Here is a 15,580-nt window from a genome sequence, read left to right as displayed (position 1 = left end):
TTGGGGGCGCATCCACGGATGTCGAGGATCACCTTCGCTGATACCGACGATCGCGTCCGCGGCTCGGAGCCCGACGTACGACAGCGGCATCCGAGCCGTCGCCATCGACACCGCGAGCAGGCGCGCGTCGTGCCGTCTCGGCCAGTAGAGTCACGGGGTGCACAGGATCGCGGTGATCGGCGGCGGGCCCAAAGCGCTGTTCGCCCTTCAGGAACTGCACGACCGGCTTCCGGATGGCGCGGACGTCGCCGTCGACGTGTTCGACCCGGCCGAACCGGGCGGCGGCGCCGTGTGGCGGCCCGAGCTGCCGCCCGCGCTCCGCATGAACTCCTCCGCTGGCGCCGTCGATGCCCGTTTCTCCGGCTTCGGCGAAGCCCTCGCCGATTGGGTCGCCCGCACCCACCCCGAACATGCCGCCGAGACCTACGTGCCGCGCCGCCTCGCCGGCGCATACCTGCGCGAGGCGTTCGCCGCCCTCGTGGAGAGCGACCGGATGACGGTGCGACACGTGCGCCGTCGCATCACGGGGCTCCGCGGCACGGGCGCCCCCGAGGGCACGGCGACAGCCGCTGAGGCAGCCCCGCTCGCCGGGCGCGAAGCCACGGGCGCGCCTGCGCCGGGAGCTCGCGTCACGGGATGTGACGCGCCCGAGCCGGCCCCGGAGCTTCTCGACATCCGCGCGCACGACGAAGTGCTCCTCGCGACCGGCCATGCCGGGCCGCCGTCCGACCTCCACGACCGAGCCGGGCGCGTCCCGGCCGGCTCGGTCGCCGTCATCCGCGGGGCGGCGCTCACGGGCCTCGACGCCGTCGCCCTGCTGACCGAGGCCCGCGGCGGTGCTTGGGTGCGGACCCCGGGTGAGAACCCGGCCGGCTTCCTGACGTACGTCCCCTCGGGCCGTGAGCCGCAGCGCATCCGGATACTGTCGCGTTCGGGTACCGTCATGTCGCCGAAGCCCGACGGCGCCCACCCGCGACTGGTTCCGGCGATCGAGCGGGCTCGGGCGGACCTGCGCGCTCAACTGCGCGCGCGGGAAGAGTCGATCAGCACTCCGGCCGGTGCGGGGCGCGGCCCGGCATCGGTGGGCGCCGGCGCCCGACCCGGCACCGGTCGCGGCTCCGCGTCGAGCGCGACTGGGTCCCCCGCGCGTGCGCTGCCGAGGACTGCGGGGCGCGGCGCCCCGCTCGACCTCGACGCACTCTGGCGCAGCGTGCTCGGGGCCAGCGAGAACGCGCTGGCGGCGCACGGCATCCGGACCTCGCCCCTGCGGCTGTGGCGAACGTTGCTGACGGGCCGGCCAGCACGCGACGAAGCCGTCTGGGCCGGTCGGCAGCAGGCCTTGTTCCTGCGCACGCGCATTGAGATCGACGCCGGCCTCCGCCCGCCCGACGAATCGTGGGTGCTGGGCCGGGTCTGGTTCGAGCTGTTCCCCGAGACCCTGCGGCTGCTCGACCGCGCTCGCCTCCTGCCCCGCGACCGGGTGAGGCTGAACCGGGTGCTCGCGCACCAGGAGCGCGCATCGTTCGGCCCGTCGGGGCTCACCGCGCGTCGGCTCGTGGCTCTCGCCGACGCGGGCCTGATCGAGTTCGCGTCTGGTTCCCCCGCTCCTTCGGAATGCATCGACGCTGTCACGATCGGGCCGGGCGTCGTGCGGGCGGCACTGCCCGCGGCGGGCGCCCGGACCGCGACAGGCACGCCGGATTTCCTCGACCCGCTCTTCGCCGACCTGCACGCGCGCGGCCTCACCACGATCCGGCGCGGCGAGCGCGGCGTGCTCACCGCGCCCGACGGCACGGCCATCCGGCCCGACGGCGGGCGCACCGAGGGTCTGGCGGTCATCGGCCGGCCGACCGAGGGGCCCGTGCTCGGCAATGACACCCTCGACCGCACGCTGCACGCCGACGGCGCACGGTGGGCCGCTGCCGCCGCGGAACGGGCAGCCCTCAGTAGTCGTCGATGACGATCTTCTTCTGCGAGATCAACGTCGCGTGCGCGCCCGGTCGCCGCATCAGCTCCCCCATCTCGGCGGGGATGATCTGCCAGCTGAGACCGTAGTGATCGGCGAGCCAGCCGCACTGCTCCGCCTCCGGGTCGGCGGAGAGCGCCTCCCACAGACGATCGATCTCCGCCTGGCCGTCGCAGAGCACCTCGAGCGAGACGCCATTCGTGAACGACGACTCCATCTCGGCGCCGGAATCCATCATCGAGAACCACTGCCCGGCGAGGCGCACCTCGCCGAACATCACGTCCCCTGCCGCGGCGGGCCCCGTCTGTTCGGGGTACTCGGCGACGAAACCCACCCCCGAATCCTCGAACAGCGACGCGTAGAACTCGGCCGCCTCGCGCGCCTTGCCCGTCACGTCGCGCGCGAACATCAGTTGGGGGATCACGAACGGCCGCGGGTCGCCGTCCGGGTCCGTCAGCATCAGCTGCCAGCTGGTGCCGTACCGGTCCTCGACCCAGCCGTACCGCGGGCTGAACGGGTACTCCTGCAGCGGCATGAGCACCCGCCCGCCCTCCGAGAAGCCCGCCCATGTCTCGTCGAGGGCGGCCTTCGCCGCATCCGCGTCGGAGCCGAACTGCAGAGGGTCGAAGTTCAGCATGAACGACACCGTCGGGTTCGGGCGGAAGGCGTCGCCGGCATTGATGAGCACGATGCGGAACCCGTCGATCACGACGTCGACCGTGAGAGGCTGGCCCGCGAACTCCTGCTGCCAGTCGGGCACGTCATCCGGGTAGTGCGCCGTCGTCTCGCTCGACGCGTTGCGGAGGACCGACGCATAGAACGCACCGGCCTCCTCCGCACGGTCGCACCAGAGATTCGGAACGATCTTCTGCGCCATGGGTCCTCCTGGGAAGCGCTGGGGCGAACGCGAAGGCACAACGGGCGCCACCGCGCCTCCAGCGTGCTCCCGGTTCGGCGCGCGCACAAGGGGGTGCCGAGCGGGCATCGGCGGCTCCGACGGAGCATCCGGATGCTCCGTCACGACGAACGCGCGACGAACGGTGTACATCCGCTCGGCTTCGCTCCATACTCGGAACATGGACCTGTACACGTTCGCGCGCACCGGTGACAGGGTGCTGCTGCAGGAGATCGACGACGGCTACAACGTGAACAGCGTGAACGAGAACGGCGATTCGCTGCTGCTGCTCGCAGCGCAGGGCGGGCACGTCGAGCTCGTGCGCGGGCTCATCGCGCGCGGTGCCGACCTGGCTCACAGGAACCATCGCGGCGTCACACCGGTCATCGCCGCGGCCTCGCGCGGGCACCACGACGTCGTGGAGAGCCTCGTGCACGCGGGCGCCGAGCGCCACCCGGAGCTCGACCCCGACCCGGCGTAGGCCCGGTCGTCTCGGGACGCGAGCCGGCTCGGCCCGGCGGCGCCCCGGTGGGAGCCGCGTCCGCTCCGATGATCCGGCGCCTGCCGCCCCACCGCGCGGTGAGGGCGGCGGTCCCGCTGTTCAGCCCTTCAGGGCGAGGATCATGGCCCCCTCATCGGCCGCCTGCGGCGCCGGGACGAAGCCGACCGCCTCGTACAGGTGCCGCGCCGCATTGCCCGGCTCGACGCTCAGGCTGATCGCCTCGACGCCGTGGAAGCGCGCCTGGCGGATCGCGCGCTCGATCACCCGGCGCCCGTGCCCCCGCCCTCGCATGCCCTCCCGCGTGCAGATGCTCAGCTCCGGCACGCCGTCGCGCACGTAGCCGTAGCCGGGGTCGCTGGCGTCGAGGAACAGCAGCCAGGCGACGCACACCCAGCCGGCGTCGTCCTCCGCCACGATCCCGAAGTCTCCGCGCTCCGGCACGAGTGCGGAGTAGCGGGCGAACTCGGGCCTGCTCCGGATGTCGTCCATGGTGAACCGCTCGCCCGACCAGTTCATGTTGCGCAGCGTGGCCTCGCGGAGTATGTCCGCGTCGCCGGGGGTCACGGCGCGCATCGTCAGTTCGGCGGCGCCGTCGTCGCCTTCCATTCTCGGATTCTGGCACGCGCCGCGGCGTTCCGGAACCCGCCCCCGGGGCGCGGGCGCCCGCCGGCTCAGCCGCGCGGCGCCTGCGGCGGCTGCGGGCGCGGCGGGATCTGCCCGTAGGGGGCGTCGTCGAGCGGCGGCCGGGAGTAGTCGCCGAACTGCGCGGGGCCGCCCGGAACCGGCGGAGCCCCGGGCACAGGCGGTGCTCCCGGCACCGGCTGCTGCGGCTGCCCGTTCGGCGCCTGCCGCGCATCGGGCGCGTAACCCGGCGCGGGCTGCTGCTGGCCGGGCTGTGCCGCCTGCTGCCACGGGTTCGCGGACGGCTTCGGCTGCTTCTTCCGCGTCGGCAGCAGCATCGCGATGCCCGCGAGGAGCAACAGGATCGACAGGATCAGCAGCAGGACGACGCCGAAGCCGACGTCGGCTCTGACCTCGAGCATGCCGCCGCCCACGTCGGCGAGATCACCGGATCCGACCATCACGGCGATCGAGTCGATCAGACCGATGAGGGCGGATCCGATGCCGAGACAGGCGACCGTGATCCTGGCCCACAGGGCCTTCACGATGATCGCGGTGACGCCCGCCGCGACCGTGAGCGCGAAGGCGATCAGCAGCAGGACGCCTTCGCCCGAATCCCAGAAGCTGACGCTCTCGGACATCCCCATCGCGGAGATCGACACCGCGGGCAGGAACACCGGGAGGATCGCGACGAGCGCGAGGGCGGGAAGCACGAAGCCCGCGATCGAGACGGCCTTCGCGAACGGCGTCGCCTGCGCATCGCCGACGGCGCGCTGGAAGTCGCGGGCGGCGCCCTGCGCGGCCGGCGCGACACGGTTCTGGAAGAAGTCCTTCGCCCCGTCGGCGACCTGTGCGGCGCCGGCCGAGACCTTCGCCCACGAGTCGTCGCGTCCCTGCGCGACCTGACCGGCGGCGACCGCCGCCTGGTACTCGGCGAGCGACGGCTCGCGCCCGGTGCGCGCGCGGAACGCGTCGCTCCATCCGGCTGGGTCCGGCGGGCCGGCCGACGCGGGGGCGCCTTCGGCCTGCGCGGGGGCGTAGGCGCCCGGCTGGCCCCAGCCGGCGCTCGCGGCGCCTTCCTGAGCGGGAACCGATGCACCCGGCTGGCCCCAGCCCGAGCCGGACGGCCCCTGGGCCGCCATTCCGGGGCCGGCGGACGGGGCCGCGGAGGGGGTGCCGTAGCCGCCCGACACCGGGGCTTCGCCGGCGCGGACCGTGTCGGACATGGGCTGTTCCCCGACGGCACCACCGACCGCCGTGTCGTGGGCGGGGTCGGTCGGGCCGGGGCGGGCCGCATCGGCCGGGGGCTGCACCGCCTGCGCCCGCAACCACTCGGCGAGCTCGGGGTACACGTTCGGATGAGCGAGGATCGCTGGCCGCAGATCGGGCCGCGCGGTCGCGAGGTGCCCGAGCGTCGACTGGTCGAAGAACGGGTCGCGCAGCAGATCCTGCTCGGTGTAGCTCGAAAGGTCGCGGTCGGACATGTCTCCCCCGGTGTCGCGCTGGCCGCCGGAACCTGAACCGACCGGCCCCGCCAGACTACCGGCCGCCATCGGCGGCCGCCCGTCGCGAGCAGAACTCCCCATGCCCCGCCGCGCGCGTCAGGCGGCGGCGTCGGCCGAGCTGATCCGGATGGACGAGGCCCAGTCGGTGACCCACTCGGGCAGTTCGACGTGCTCCGCCGGCGGGCCCGACACCTCGAGGAGCTCGGCGGTGGTGACGGTTCCGCCCGAGCGCTTCAGGAACCGCGCCTGCACGACGGCGCGCGCGACGAGCTTCCCGCCCCGACGGAACTCCTGGTGCATGTACACGGCCCGGTCGTCGAAGCCGAGCACGCGCGTGGCGATGACGAAGCGCTGCCACAGCTTCAGCGAGCGCTTGTAGGTGATCGTCTGCGCGCTCACGACGGGGTACCAGCCGCGATCGGAGACGTCCTTCATGAACCCCGCCCGCCCGATGAGGTCGGTGCGCGCGAGGTCCATCAGCGCGAGGTAGCGCGCGTTGTTCATGTGGCGCAGCAGGTCGAGGTCGGTCGGCCAGACGCGGAACGGCGTGCGCACCTCGCTCCACAGCGAGACGCGGGGCGCACGGCGCAGACGGAGCATCAGGCTCATCAGACGGAAGTACAGGTTCACCCGCCCCATACAACCACCACGCGGCCGCCGCCGCTCCCCCGCGTCGGGTCGCGGCCGCCGCATCGTCCGCCGCGATCGGCAGGGCGATCGCCCATCCAGGGTCCGTACCCTGTAAGGCGTGCTCGCGAAAGTCCTGCTGTTCTACGTCTTCACGCCGCTCGCCGACCCCGAGGCGATCCGGCTCTGGCAGCGCGACCTCGCCGAGGCGCTCGGCCTGCGCGGCCGCCTGCTCATCTCGCGGCACGGGCTGAACGGCACCCTCGGCGGCGACATGCCCGCGCTCAAGCGCTACGTGCGCAAGACCAAGGAGTACGCACCGTTCGCGGGCCTCGACGTCAAGTGGTCGGAGGGCACGGGCCTCGACGCCGACGGCGGCAGCCTCGACTTCCCCCGCCTGAGCGTGAAGGTGCGCGACGAGATCGTCTCGTTCGGCGCCCCCGACGAGCTCGAGGTCTCCCGCGCCGGCGTCGTCGGCGGCGGCGCGCACCTGACGCCCGATGAGCTGCACCGGATGATCGACGAGCGCGACGACGTCGTCTTCTTCGACGGCCGCAACGCGTTCGAGGCGGAGATCGGCCGCTTCCGCGGCGCGATCGTTCCGGATGTCGCGACAACGCATGACTTCGTAGCCGAGCTGGACAGCGGGAAGTACGACCACCTCAAGAACCGGCCAGTCGTGACGTACTGCACCGGCGGCATCCGGTGCGAGGTCCTGTCGAGCCTCATGACGAGCCGCGGCTTCGACGAGGTGTACCAGCTCGACGGCGGCATCGTGCGCTACGCCGAGGCGTTCGGCGCGACCGGCCTGTGGGAGGGGTCGCTGTACGTCTTCGACGGCCGCGAGTCGGTGTCGTTCGGCGGCGACGTGATCGGCCGCTGCCGCGCGTGCGGCTCGCCGAGCGAGCGCATCGCGAACTGCGTCGACGAGTCGTGCCGGGCCCGCACCGTTCTGTGCGAGGCGTGCGGCGATCGCGCCGCCTGCGCCGAGCACGCGGCGGCCGCCGCGGCCTGACCCCGGGCCGCGGTCCCGGTCGCCCTCTCAGCCGAATTCCTTCCGCCGCCGTCGCAGAATCCGCGCCAGATCGGCGATCGGGAGCGCGGATGTTGCGACCGCGGCGGGCGGGGTGGGCGTTGCCCCGCCCCGCCCGCCGGGTCAGATCGCCGTGCGGCGAGAGCGGCGGGCCAGGAGCAGGATGACCGCGCCGAGGGCCAGGAACAGCAGCGCCCAGCCGAGGCCGACGATCAAGCCGCCGGTCACCGCGAGCTCGGGCAGGTCGACCGTCGCCGAATCCGACGCCGTCACCACGACCGCACCGCCGGTCGCGGCCGCCGTCGCCGCGTTCACGACCGTGCGGGACGCGGCCTCGTCCGCCGTGATCGAGTACGCCACCGGACCGCACTCGGCGGACTCCCCCGGCGCGAGGTCGGGGATGTCGCACGCGACCGCTCCGCCGAGCTTCGGGTCGTCGATCGCGATGTCCGTCAGGGCCGTCGCGCCCGTGTTCGTCACCGTGAATCGGAACTGCACCGTGTCGCCCGCGCTGACCTCGCGATCACCGTTCGCGTCGTCGTAGCCGCCGCCCGTCTTCTCCAGCGCGACCGCCGGCTGCGCCTCGATCGGCGTCGTGACCGTGTCGTCCGCACGGACCTCAGTGCCGCGGGCGCCGACGGCCGTGGCCGTCGCCGTATTGACCGCCTGGCCGGCCGCGACGTCGTCGTCCGTCAGCACGACCGGTTCCGCGCCGCAGGCCACCATCTCCCCCGGCAGGATCGCCGTGCTCTCGCACGCGACGCCGCCGTCGATCCGGGCATCCGCGACCTCCAGCTGGGTCAGCGTCGTCGTGCCCGCGTTCGTCACCGCGAACGAGTAGTCGATCGTGTCGCCCGCATCCGGCGCCCCGCTGCCGTTGGCATCCTCGATCGCCGCGGCCGACTTCACCAGCGCGATCGCGTCGGTGCCGTCCACGTCGACGTCGGCGGACGCGGTGTCGGTCACGGGGGCCGCGCCGGTCGCCGTGACGGTCGCCTCGTTGTGGAGGGTCCGCACGTCGATGTCGCCCTGCGTCAAGGTGTACGGGACGGGGCCGCAGTCGACCGACTCGCCCGGAGCGAGGTCGGCCGCCTCGACGGCGGGGCAGCCGACCGCACCGCCGAGCAGCGGATCGTCGATCGCGATGTCCGTCAGGACGGTCGTCCCCGTGTTGCTGATCGCGAAGCTGTACGACAGCTCGTCGCCCGCGCCGATCATCCCGTCACCGTCCACGTCGACGGGGGCCGATGCGGTCTTGTCGAGCGCGATGCCGTCCGCGCCGGCGATCATCACCGCGATGCTCGCGTCGTCGGAGGCCGATGCCGTCGTCAGCGTCGCGGTGTTGTGCACGACGCCCGCTTCGACGTCGGATTGAGTGATCTCGTACGCGTACGGACCGCAGCCGATCGCGTCACCGGGCGCGAGCTCGGTGCCCGTCAGCGCGGGGCATTCCAGCGGCCCGCCGAGCAGCGGGTCCTCGATCGCGGGGTCCGTGACGGTCCGCGTGCCGATGTTGGTCGCGGTGAACGCGTACGTCACCTCGTCGCCCGCGCCGACGCGCCCGTCGCCGGTCGTGTCGGAGACGGCCTCGACGGTCTTGACCAGTTCGACGGCACTCGTGCCCGCGATGGTCGTCTCCGCGCTCGCGGTGTCGTCGACGTCGCCGTGCGGCGACTCTGCCGTCGCCGTCGCCGTGTTGTTCACCGCTCCCGCGTCGACGTCATCGGTCGTCAGCACGTACTCCACGGGAGCGCACTCGACCGTCTCCCCGGGTGCGATGGACCCGCCGTCGCCCGCGGCGCAGTCGATCGCGCCGTCGAGCATCGGGTCGGTCACAGCGACGCCGCTGAGCGTCGTGGTGCCGGTGTTCGCCACCGAGAAGGTGTACTCGATCGTGTCGCCGGCACCGAGCGCACCGTCACCGTTCGCGTCGACGGGCTCGCCCGCCGTCTTGGCGAGGCTGATGCCGCTCGCGGTCGCGAGGGTCGCCGTCGCGTCCGCGTCGTCGGAGACCTCGCCGCCCGACCCCGTCGCCGTCACCGTCGCGGCGTTGCGCACGACGCCCGCGTCGACGTCCTCCTGCGTCAGCGCGTACGCGACGGGCGCGCAGTCGACCGCGTCGCCCGGGGCGAGCGCCGTGCCCGCCAGCTCGGCGCAGTCGATCGCTCCGCCCAGCATCGGGTCGTCGATCGCGGCGTCCGCCAGCGTCGTCGTGCCCGTATTCGTCACCGTGAAGGCGTAGTCGATCGTGTCGCCCGCGCCGATCATGCCGTCGCCGTCGGCGTCGACGGGCTCACCGGCGGTCTTCGCGAGCGCGATGGCATCGGTGCCCGTGACCGCGACATCCGCCGCGTCGGAGTCGCTCGCCTCGCCGGCCGATGACTGCGCGACGACGCTCGCCTCGTTGTGCACCGCGCCGGCGTCGACGTCCTCCTGCGTCAGCGGGTACGCGACGGGCCCGCACTCGACCGCTTCGCCCGGGGCGATCTCCGCGTCGAGCGCGTCGCACGCGACGTCGCCGCCGAGGAGCGGATCCTCGAGGGTCGCGCTCGTCAGCGTGGCCGTGCCCGTGTTCTCGACCGTGAACGTGTAGTCGACGGTGTCACCGGCGCCGATCATGCCGTCGCCGTCGGCGTCCGCCGGGGCCGCGGCCGTCTTGGTCAGGTCGACGCCCGCCGAGGCCCCGAAGCGCACCGCGGCGGTGCCCGAGTCCTCGACGCTCGCTCGACCCTCGCCCGTGGCGGTCGCGGTGTTCTCGACGACACCCGCGTCGACGTCCTCCTGCGTCAGCGCGTACGCCACCGGCCCGCACTCGAACGTCTCGCCCGGCGCGAGCGTCACCGCGCCGTCCGTGAGGCATCCGGTGTCGCCGCCGAGCAGCGGGTCGTCGATCGCAACGATCGTCTCGGCCGTCGTGCCGGTGTTGACCACCGTGAACGTGTAGCCGATCTCGTCGCCGACGCCGTAGCGGCCGTCGCCGTCGACATCCGTGACGCCCGTCGCGCTCTTCTGCAGCTCCAGCGCGTCGGTCCCGTCGACGTCGACCTCGGCCGACGCGTCGTCGGAGACGCCGCCGCTCGGGGCGTCCGCCGTCACCTGGGCCTCGTTGTGCACGGAGCCCTCGTCGATGTCGACCTGCGTCAGCTCGTAGGTGACCGGTGCGCATTCGATCGCGTCGCCCGGTGCCAGGTCCGCGTCCTCGAGCTCGGGGCACGCGACCGCGCCGCCCAGCATCGGGTCTGTGATCGCCGCGCCCGTCAGCGTCGTCGTTCCCGTGTTCGTCACGGTGAAGGCATAGTCGACCGTGTCGCCCGCACCGAGCCTGCCGTCACCGTCGACATCGGCCGGCGTACCGCCCGACTTCGCCAGGCTCACGGCGTCGACCGTCGGCACGATCGTCGTCGCCGTCGCCTCGTCCGAGGCATCACCGCGGGGCGAGGTCGCCGTGATCGTCGCGGTGTTCGCGACCGTGCCGGCGTCGATGTCCGCCTGCGTGAGCGCATACGCGACGGGGCCGCACTCGAGCGACTCCCCCGGCGCGAGGCGCGCGCCGTCGAACGCCGTGCACTCGACCGCGCCGCCGAGCAGCGGGTCGTCGAGCGCCAGCTGCGCGAGCCGCGTCGAGCCCGTGTTCTCGACGACGAACGAATACTCGATCTCGTCGCCCGCGCCGACCCGGCCGTCGCCGTTCGTGTCGGCAGGCTGCGACGCCGCCTTCGTCAGCTCGACCGCGCTCTCGCCCGTGATCGGGGCGACGACGGTCGAGGAGTTGTTGTCGGCATCCGGGTCGGCCTGCGTCGCCGTCACGCTCGCCGTGTTCGAGATCTCGTCGGATCCTGTTGCCGGATCGATCGTGCCCGTGACCACGAGTTCGAGCGTGTCGCCGTCGGCGAGCGAAGCCGCCTCGCACGTGAGCACGCCGTCCGCGATCTCACAGCCCTCGCCTATGGTCGTCGCGTCGAGGAGCTCCGCGGGGAGCTCGTCGGTGACGACGACCTCGCTCGCGTCGTTCGGCCCGAAGTTCTCGACCGCGATCGTGTAGGTGACCTCGCCGTTCGACGGCGCAGGGTCGTCCGAGATCGTCTTCGTGATCGCGAGGTCGGCGGCCGCCGCGACCGTCACGTCCGCCGCGGCGGTGAGGTCGTCCGCGTCGGGGTCCGGCGACTCCGACGACGCCGTGGCGGTGTTCGTGAACGTGCCCTCGGCGTGGGCGACGCCCGTGATCGCGATCGTCGCCGCTTCGCCCGGCTGCAGTGCTCCGACGTTCCAGATGTTCCCCGACAGGGTGCCGACGGACGCCTCGGCCCCTGTCAGCGCGATGCCCTCGTCGACGGTGTCCTCGACGATCACACCCGTCGCCGTCGACGGCCCGTCGTTGCGCACCGCCACCTCGTATCGCACCTCACCGTCGAGGACGACCTCGGGCGTCGAGGTCGTCTTCGTCAACGACACGTCGGCCGACGGCTCGAGCGGCACCGTGACGGTGCTCTGGTAGTTGTCGCCGTTCGGATCCGGCGTGCCCGACGTTGCGCGCGCCGTGTTCGAGATGCTGCCCGTCGCGTCCGGAGCTATTGTGCCCGTCACCGTGACGGAAGCGGAGTCGCCCGCCGCAAGGTCTCCGAGCGCACAGGCGCCGATCACACCGGTGAGGGTGCACGCCTCATCGGCGGACGCATCCTGGAGCTCGCTCGGGATCACATCGGCGACCGTGACCCCGCGCGCCGTCGACGGCCCGTGGTTCGTCACCGTGATCGTGAACGACTGCTCGGTGCCGGGAATACCCGGATTCGGCATCGCCGTCTTCTCGACGCCGATGTCGGCGCTCTGGTCGACGACGACGGTCGATGAGTCCGAATTGTTCGTCGTGTCGGCATCGTCGGACGGCGCTGCCACCGACGCGGTGTTGACCAGCGATCCCGCAGGCGCGTCCTCCGGCACTAGGACCGCGACCTCGACCGTCGCGGTCTGACCCGGCGGCAGCTCCGCCCAGTCGCACCGCGCCGAGGCCTCGTCGAACGAGCACACCGCTCCGTCCGGCTGTGCGACGCCCTGCACGACCAGGCCGTCCGGGACCGCATCGGTCAGTACGGCGTTCTGCGCGGCCGACGGCCCGTTGTTCGTCACGTCGATCGTGTAGGTGAAGGTGTCGCCCGCGGTAGCCGTCTCGACCGAGGCGCTCTTCGTCACGGCGAGGTCGGCGTCGATCGTCGGGTCGAAGCTCGTCGAGCTCGCGTTGTTCGTCGCATCGGAATCGGAGGCGGATGTCGCGACTGTCGCCGTGTTCTGCACCGCGGCGTCCGCGTCGGCCGCCAGCGTCGCTGTCACGACGACATCGGCCGACCCGCCGGGCTCGAGCGACCCCACCGGGCACGACACCGCCGTGCCGTCGAAGTCGCACGCGCCCGCATCGGACTCCGCACTCACGAACGTCGTCGCCGGATCCAGCGGATCCGTGATCACGACATCCGTGGCCGTGGACGGCCCGGCGTTGGTCGCTGCGATCGTGTAGACGACGTCCTCCCCGGCCGTCGGCTGCTCGGGAGAGAATGTCTTCTCGACCGCGACATCGGCGACTGCCGTCACGGTGCTCGACGCCGTGGAGGTGTTGTTCGACTGGTCCTGATCCATCGTCGCGGATTCGACCTGCGCGGTGTTGACGACGGCGGAGCCGGCCTGCGCGTCGGGCGACAGCACCCCCGTGATCGTGATCTCGGCGCTGTCGCCGGGCGCGAGCGCTCCGCCGATGCAGTTCACGCTGCTCGTCACGACGCAGGATCCTGAGGCCGTCTCCGCCTGGACGTCGCTCAGGACGCCCGGCACCGGGTCATAGACGGTGAAGTCCTCGGCCGCCTGCGGGCCGTTGTTCGTCACGGTCAGGTCGTAGGTGACGGGCTCGCCTGCCACGAGCGGCGAGGTCTCGAGCGTCTTCGTGATCGCCAGGTCGGCGGCCTCCCCGACGGGAGTCTCGGTCGTCTGGGTCACAGAGACTCGGTCCTCGCCCAGTACGGGGTCGAAGAAGGCGACCTGCGCCTCATTCAGGAGCGTGCTGTCCGCCGCATCGACGTTGACGCGCGCCTCGAAGCTGTACGTCGTGGTCGTTCCGGGGAGCATCGCACCGCCGGCCGACTCCGTCGCCGCCTCACCGAGGCGCACCCGTACCGTGCGGTCGGCGTCGATGTACTCGCCGCGGTCGTCTCCGGACGCGTCGGTGAGGGTGCCCGTGCCGGATCCGCTCACGATCTGGAGCGATCCGGGAACGAAATCGAGGCCGGGGTCGAGCACATCGGTCGAGGTCATCTCACGCGACGCATTGCCCCCGTCGTTGCGCGTCGTGACGGTGTACCTCAGCACGTCGCCGACCTCAGCCCCCGCCGCGCCGGTCGTGACGTTCTCCACTGTCTTATCGCTGATGACGCAGGGCCCCGTGCCGAACATGATGTTGTCGAGCAGGTTGCCTGCCGCATTGCTGGACGACGAGGACGAGACCGCCTGGAACGCGAATCGCGTCGTGGTCTGGCCGTCGGGAACGACATACGTGCCCGAGTGCTCTCCCCACGATCGCGCATCGCTCAGGTCCGGTCCGGACTGCACGAGGTCGTCCGGTGTGCCGATGAGCACGCGCATGACATCGACGCCGTCACGCCCGCGGTGGCTGAGCGACCACGACAGTGACTGCCCCGGCGTCGTCTCGATGTCCTGGTACAGCGTGCCCGCGCTGTACGCGTTCATCTCGGCGAACTGGTCGCCCTCGGCGGCGGGCACACCGTTGAATCCGCTCTTCCAGATCTCGATGGCACCGCGGGTGTCCGTCGTGCTCCATCCGGGAACATCCCCCTGGGGGAGCAGACCGTAGCGGTTGCCGGCGACCACCGGCTCCTCGAACCCGCCGTTGACGAGCGCGGCAGCATCACCGCAGGTCGTCGGATCCTGCGCGGCGGCGGCCGGCTCCGGCGCCGCGACGTCGACGGCTGCGGCGAGCGCCCCCGCGGCGACGAGGGCGCAGACACCCATGGCCACGGTGCGGAACCCACGGCTCCGCACCTCTGTGATCAGGCTTTTGATACGAGGGGGCACGATCGCATGCTAGCGCGACCGACGCTCTCGGCGACACCGTTCACCCCGGGAGAATGAGCCCCCGTACGCTCCGCGCGCGGCGGATGCCGCCACCCGGGCGCCGCCGTCGCAGCATCCGTGCCCAGGCCGCGCCGCAGGGCGAGGAATCCGTCACCGCGTCGGGATCTCGCTCGGCCGTTCCTCGGCGAGCAGGGCGGCCACCTCGTCGTCCGTCGGCACCGCCGGCTGCGCGCCCTCGCGCGTCACCGCGATCGCGCTGGCCGCCGCGGCGGCGCGGGCCGCGATCGCCAGGTCGGCGAGGCGGAGCTCCCCGCGGCTCAGGTGCGCCGCGAAGACGCCGCAGAACGTATCGCCGGCGCCCGTCGTGTCGACAGGGGCGACCGGGAACGCCGGCACCTCGACGCGCTCGTCGCCGAGCACGACGACCGAGCCGGCGGCGCCCAGCGTCACGACGAGCGCGGGCACCTGGGCGGCGAGTGCCCGGATGGCCTGCTCGCGGTCTTCGAGGCCCGCCACGTCGAGCAGCTCGTGCTCGTTGACGATCAGCACGTCGACCTTGGGCAGGATGCGCGCGGCCGTCTCGCGGTCGGTGAGCGCCTCCGACGGCGCCGCGTTCAGAACGAACTGCGCGGGCCCGCGTGCGGCGTCCGCTGCCGCCTCGACGAGCTCGATCGACACCTCCAGCTGCGCCGCGACCGCGTCGGCGGCCTCGATGATCGCACGCTGGCGCGCGGTCAGGGAGGTCAGGGCCCGGTTCGCGCCGGCGACGACCACGATCGTGTTCTCGGCGTCGTCATCGACCGAGATGAGGGCGACGCCGCTCGGCTCGGCGACCGTCTCGAGGCCGCTGACGTCGATGCCGTCGGCCTCCAACCACGCGCGCAGCTGGGCACCGTCCGCGTCATCGCCCACGGCGCCGATGAACGCCGTCTGCGCCCCGCCCGCGCGTGCGGCGCCGACGGCCTGGTTCGCGCCCTTTCCGCCGCCGCCGCGCGACGAGGAGCGCGCGAGGAGCGTCTCTCCCGGTGAGGGGATGCGCGGCACCCGCGCCACGACGTCCATGTTCACGCTTCCGACGACCGCGACGCTCATCCGCTCCTCCTCACCGGCGCCGCTCGGCGCACCCCACCATCCTGCCCCGCCGGGCCCCCGCGCGCGAACACCGACGTCATCGCCCCCACCCGCCGCACCCGATTCCGTCGCCGTGACAGATTCCGCTCCATACAACGCGGCCGTTTCAGATTCTTAGTGCAACGCTCCTGATGGGGATGGGGTTGTTGATGGGTGTCGTGTTTGATTGGTCGGTCCGGTTGGCGGCGTATCGTGCGTTGATCGCGGGGACGCCTTCGATCAGGGT

9 protein-coding genes are annotated in these 15,580 nt (G+C 72.5%); 3 read left to right on the top strand and 6 right to left on the bottom strand.

The genetic code is table 11. From position 1 onward, the window contains the following. Positions 1–157: 157 nt before the first annotated feature. Positions 158–1,960 carry an FAD/NAD(P)-binding protein gene (locus C0010_RS14175; protein ID WP_105567747.1) on the top strand — a complete coding sequence of 601 codons (1,803 nt, stop codon included), beginning with the start codon at positions 158–160 and terminating at the stop codon, positions 1,958–1,960. On the opposite strand, the gene C0010_RS14170 is transcribed toward C0010_RS14175, so the two are convergent. Beyond that, positions 1,944–2,843, bottom strand: a complete 900-nt coding sequence (locus C0010_RS14170; protein ID WP_105567746.1) for a VOC family protein — start codon at positions 2,841–2,843, stop codon at positions 1,944–1,946. The two genes, C0010_RS14175 and C0010_RS14170, sit on opposite strands and share 17 nt — an antisense overlap. 199 nt (positions 2,844–3,042) lie before the next feature. On the opposite strand from C0010_RS14170, the gene C0010_RS15080 reads away from it, so the two are divergent. Continuing rightward, entirely contained in the window at positions 3,043–3,342 is a 300-nt protein-coding gene (locus C0010_RS15080; RefSeq protein ID WP_158685529.1) for an ankyrin repeat domain-containing protein, read from the top strand. Positions 3,343–3,462: 120 nt separating this feature from the next. Here C0010_RS15080 and C0010_RS14160 read toward each other — a convergent pair whose 3' ends face one another. The 3 genes from C0010_RS14160 to C0010_RS14150 form a co-directional block, all read right to left on the bottom strand. After that, positions 3,463–3,969 (bottom strand): GNAT family N-acetyltransferase, encoded by a 507-nt coding sequence (locus C0010_RS14160; protein ID WP_232531973.1) that lies wholly within the window; start codon positions 3,967–3,969, stop codon positions 3,463–3,465. A gap of 65 nt (positions 3,970–4,034) precedes the next feature. Then, entirely contained in the window at positions 4,035–5,468 is a 1,434-nt protein-coding gene (locus C0010_RS15075; protein WP_158685528.1) for a variant leucine-rich repeat-containing protein, read from the bottom strand. Between the two features lie 117 nt (positions 5,469–5,585). Further along, positions 5,586–6,098: an acyl-CoA thioesterase gene (locus tag C0010_RS14150; RefSeq protein WP_232531972.1), complete on the bottom strand. Its 513-nt coding sequence runs from the start codon at positions 6,096–6,098 to the stop codon at positions 5,586–5,588. Between the two features lie 139 nt (positions 6,099–6,237). Here C0010_RS14150 and trhO point away from each other — a divergent pair, with 139 nt between their 5' ends. Beyond that, entirely contained in the window at positions 6,238–7,131 is an 894-nt protein-coding gene (gene trhO, locus C0010_RS14145) for an oxygen-dependent tRNA uridine(34) hydroxylase TrhO (protein WP_105567743.1), read from the top strand. 141 nt (positions 7,132–7,272) lie between these two features. Here the strand turns inward: trhO and C0010_RS14140 are convergent, their stop codons facing one another. Both C0010_RS14140 and C0010_RS14135 read right to left on the bottom strand, forming a co-directional pair. Next, positions 7,273–14,223 carry a DUF7507 domain-containing protein gene (locus C0010_RS14140; RefSeq protein WP_158685527.1) on the bottom strand — a complete coding sequence of 2,317 codons (6,951 nt, stop codon included), beginning with the start codon at positions 14,221–14,223 and terminating at the stop codon, positions 7,273–7,275. Between the two features lie 150 nt (positions 14,224–14,373). Next, on the bottom strand, positions 14,374–15,315 hold the full coding sequence (locus C0010_RS14135) for a ribokinase (protein WP_105567741.1): 942 nt from the start codon (positions 15,313–15,315) through the stop codon (positions 14,374–14,376). Positions 15,316–15,580: the final 265 nt, after the last annotated feature.

This window comes from Microbacterium halophytorum (assembly GCF_002970975.1).
Taxonomy (GTDB): Bacteria; Actinomycetota; Actinomycetes; order Actinomycetales; family Microbacteriaceae; genus Microbacterium; species Microbacterium halophytorum.
Note: the sequence above shows the minus strand (reverse complement) of the source record. Positions and strands in the feature narration are given on the sequence as shown.

Excerpts from the sequence above, each read along its gene's own strand:
- C0010_RS14170 (WP_105567746.1), bottom strand. The coding sequence starts at position 2,843 with ATGGCGCAGAAGATCGTTCCGAATCTCTGGTGCGACCGTGCGGAGGAG.
- C0010_RS15080 (WP_158685529.1), top strand. The coding sequence starts at position 3,043 with ATGGACCTGTACACGTTCGCGCGCACCGGTGACAGGGTGCTGCTGCAG.
- C0010_RS14160 (WP_232531973.1), bottom strand. The coding sequence starts at position 3,969 with ATGGAAGGCGACGACGGCGCCGCCGAACTGACGATGCGCGCCGTGACC.
- C0010_RS15075 (WP_158685528.1), bottom strand. The coding sequence starts at position 5,468 with ATGTCCGACCGCGACCTTTCGAGCTACACCGAGCAGGATCTGCTGCGC.
- C0010_RS14150 (WP_232531972.1), bottom strand. The coding sequence starts at position 6,098 with ATGAGCCTGATGCTCCGTCTGCGCCGTGCGCCCCGCGTCTCGCTGTGG.
- C0010_RS14135 (WP_105567741.1), bottom strand. The coding sequence starts at position 15,315 with ATGAGCGTCGCGGTCGTCGGAAGCGTGAACATGGACGTCGTGGCGCGG.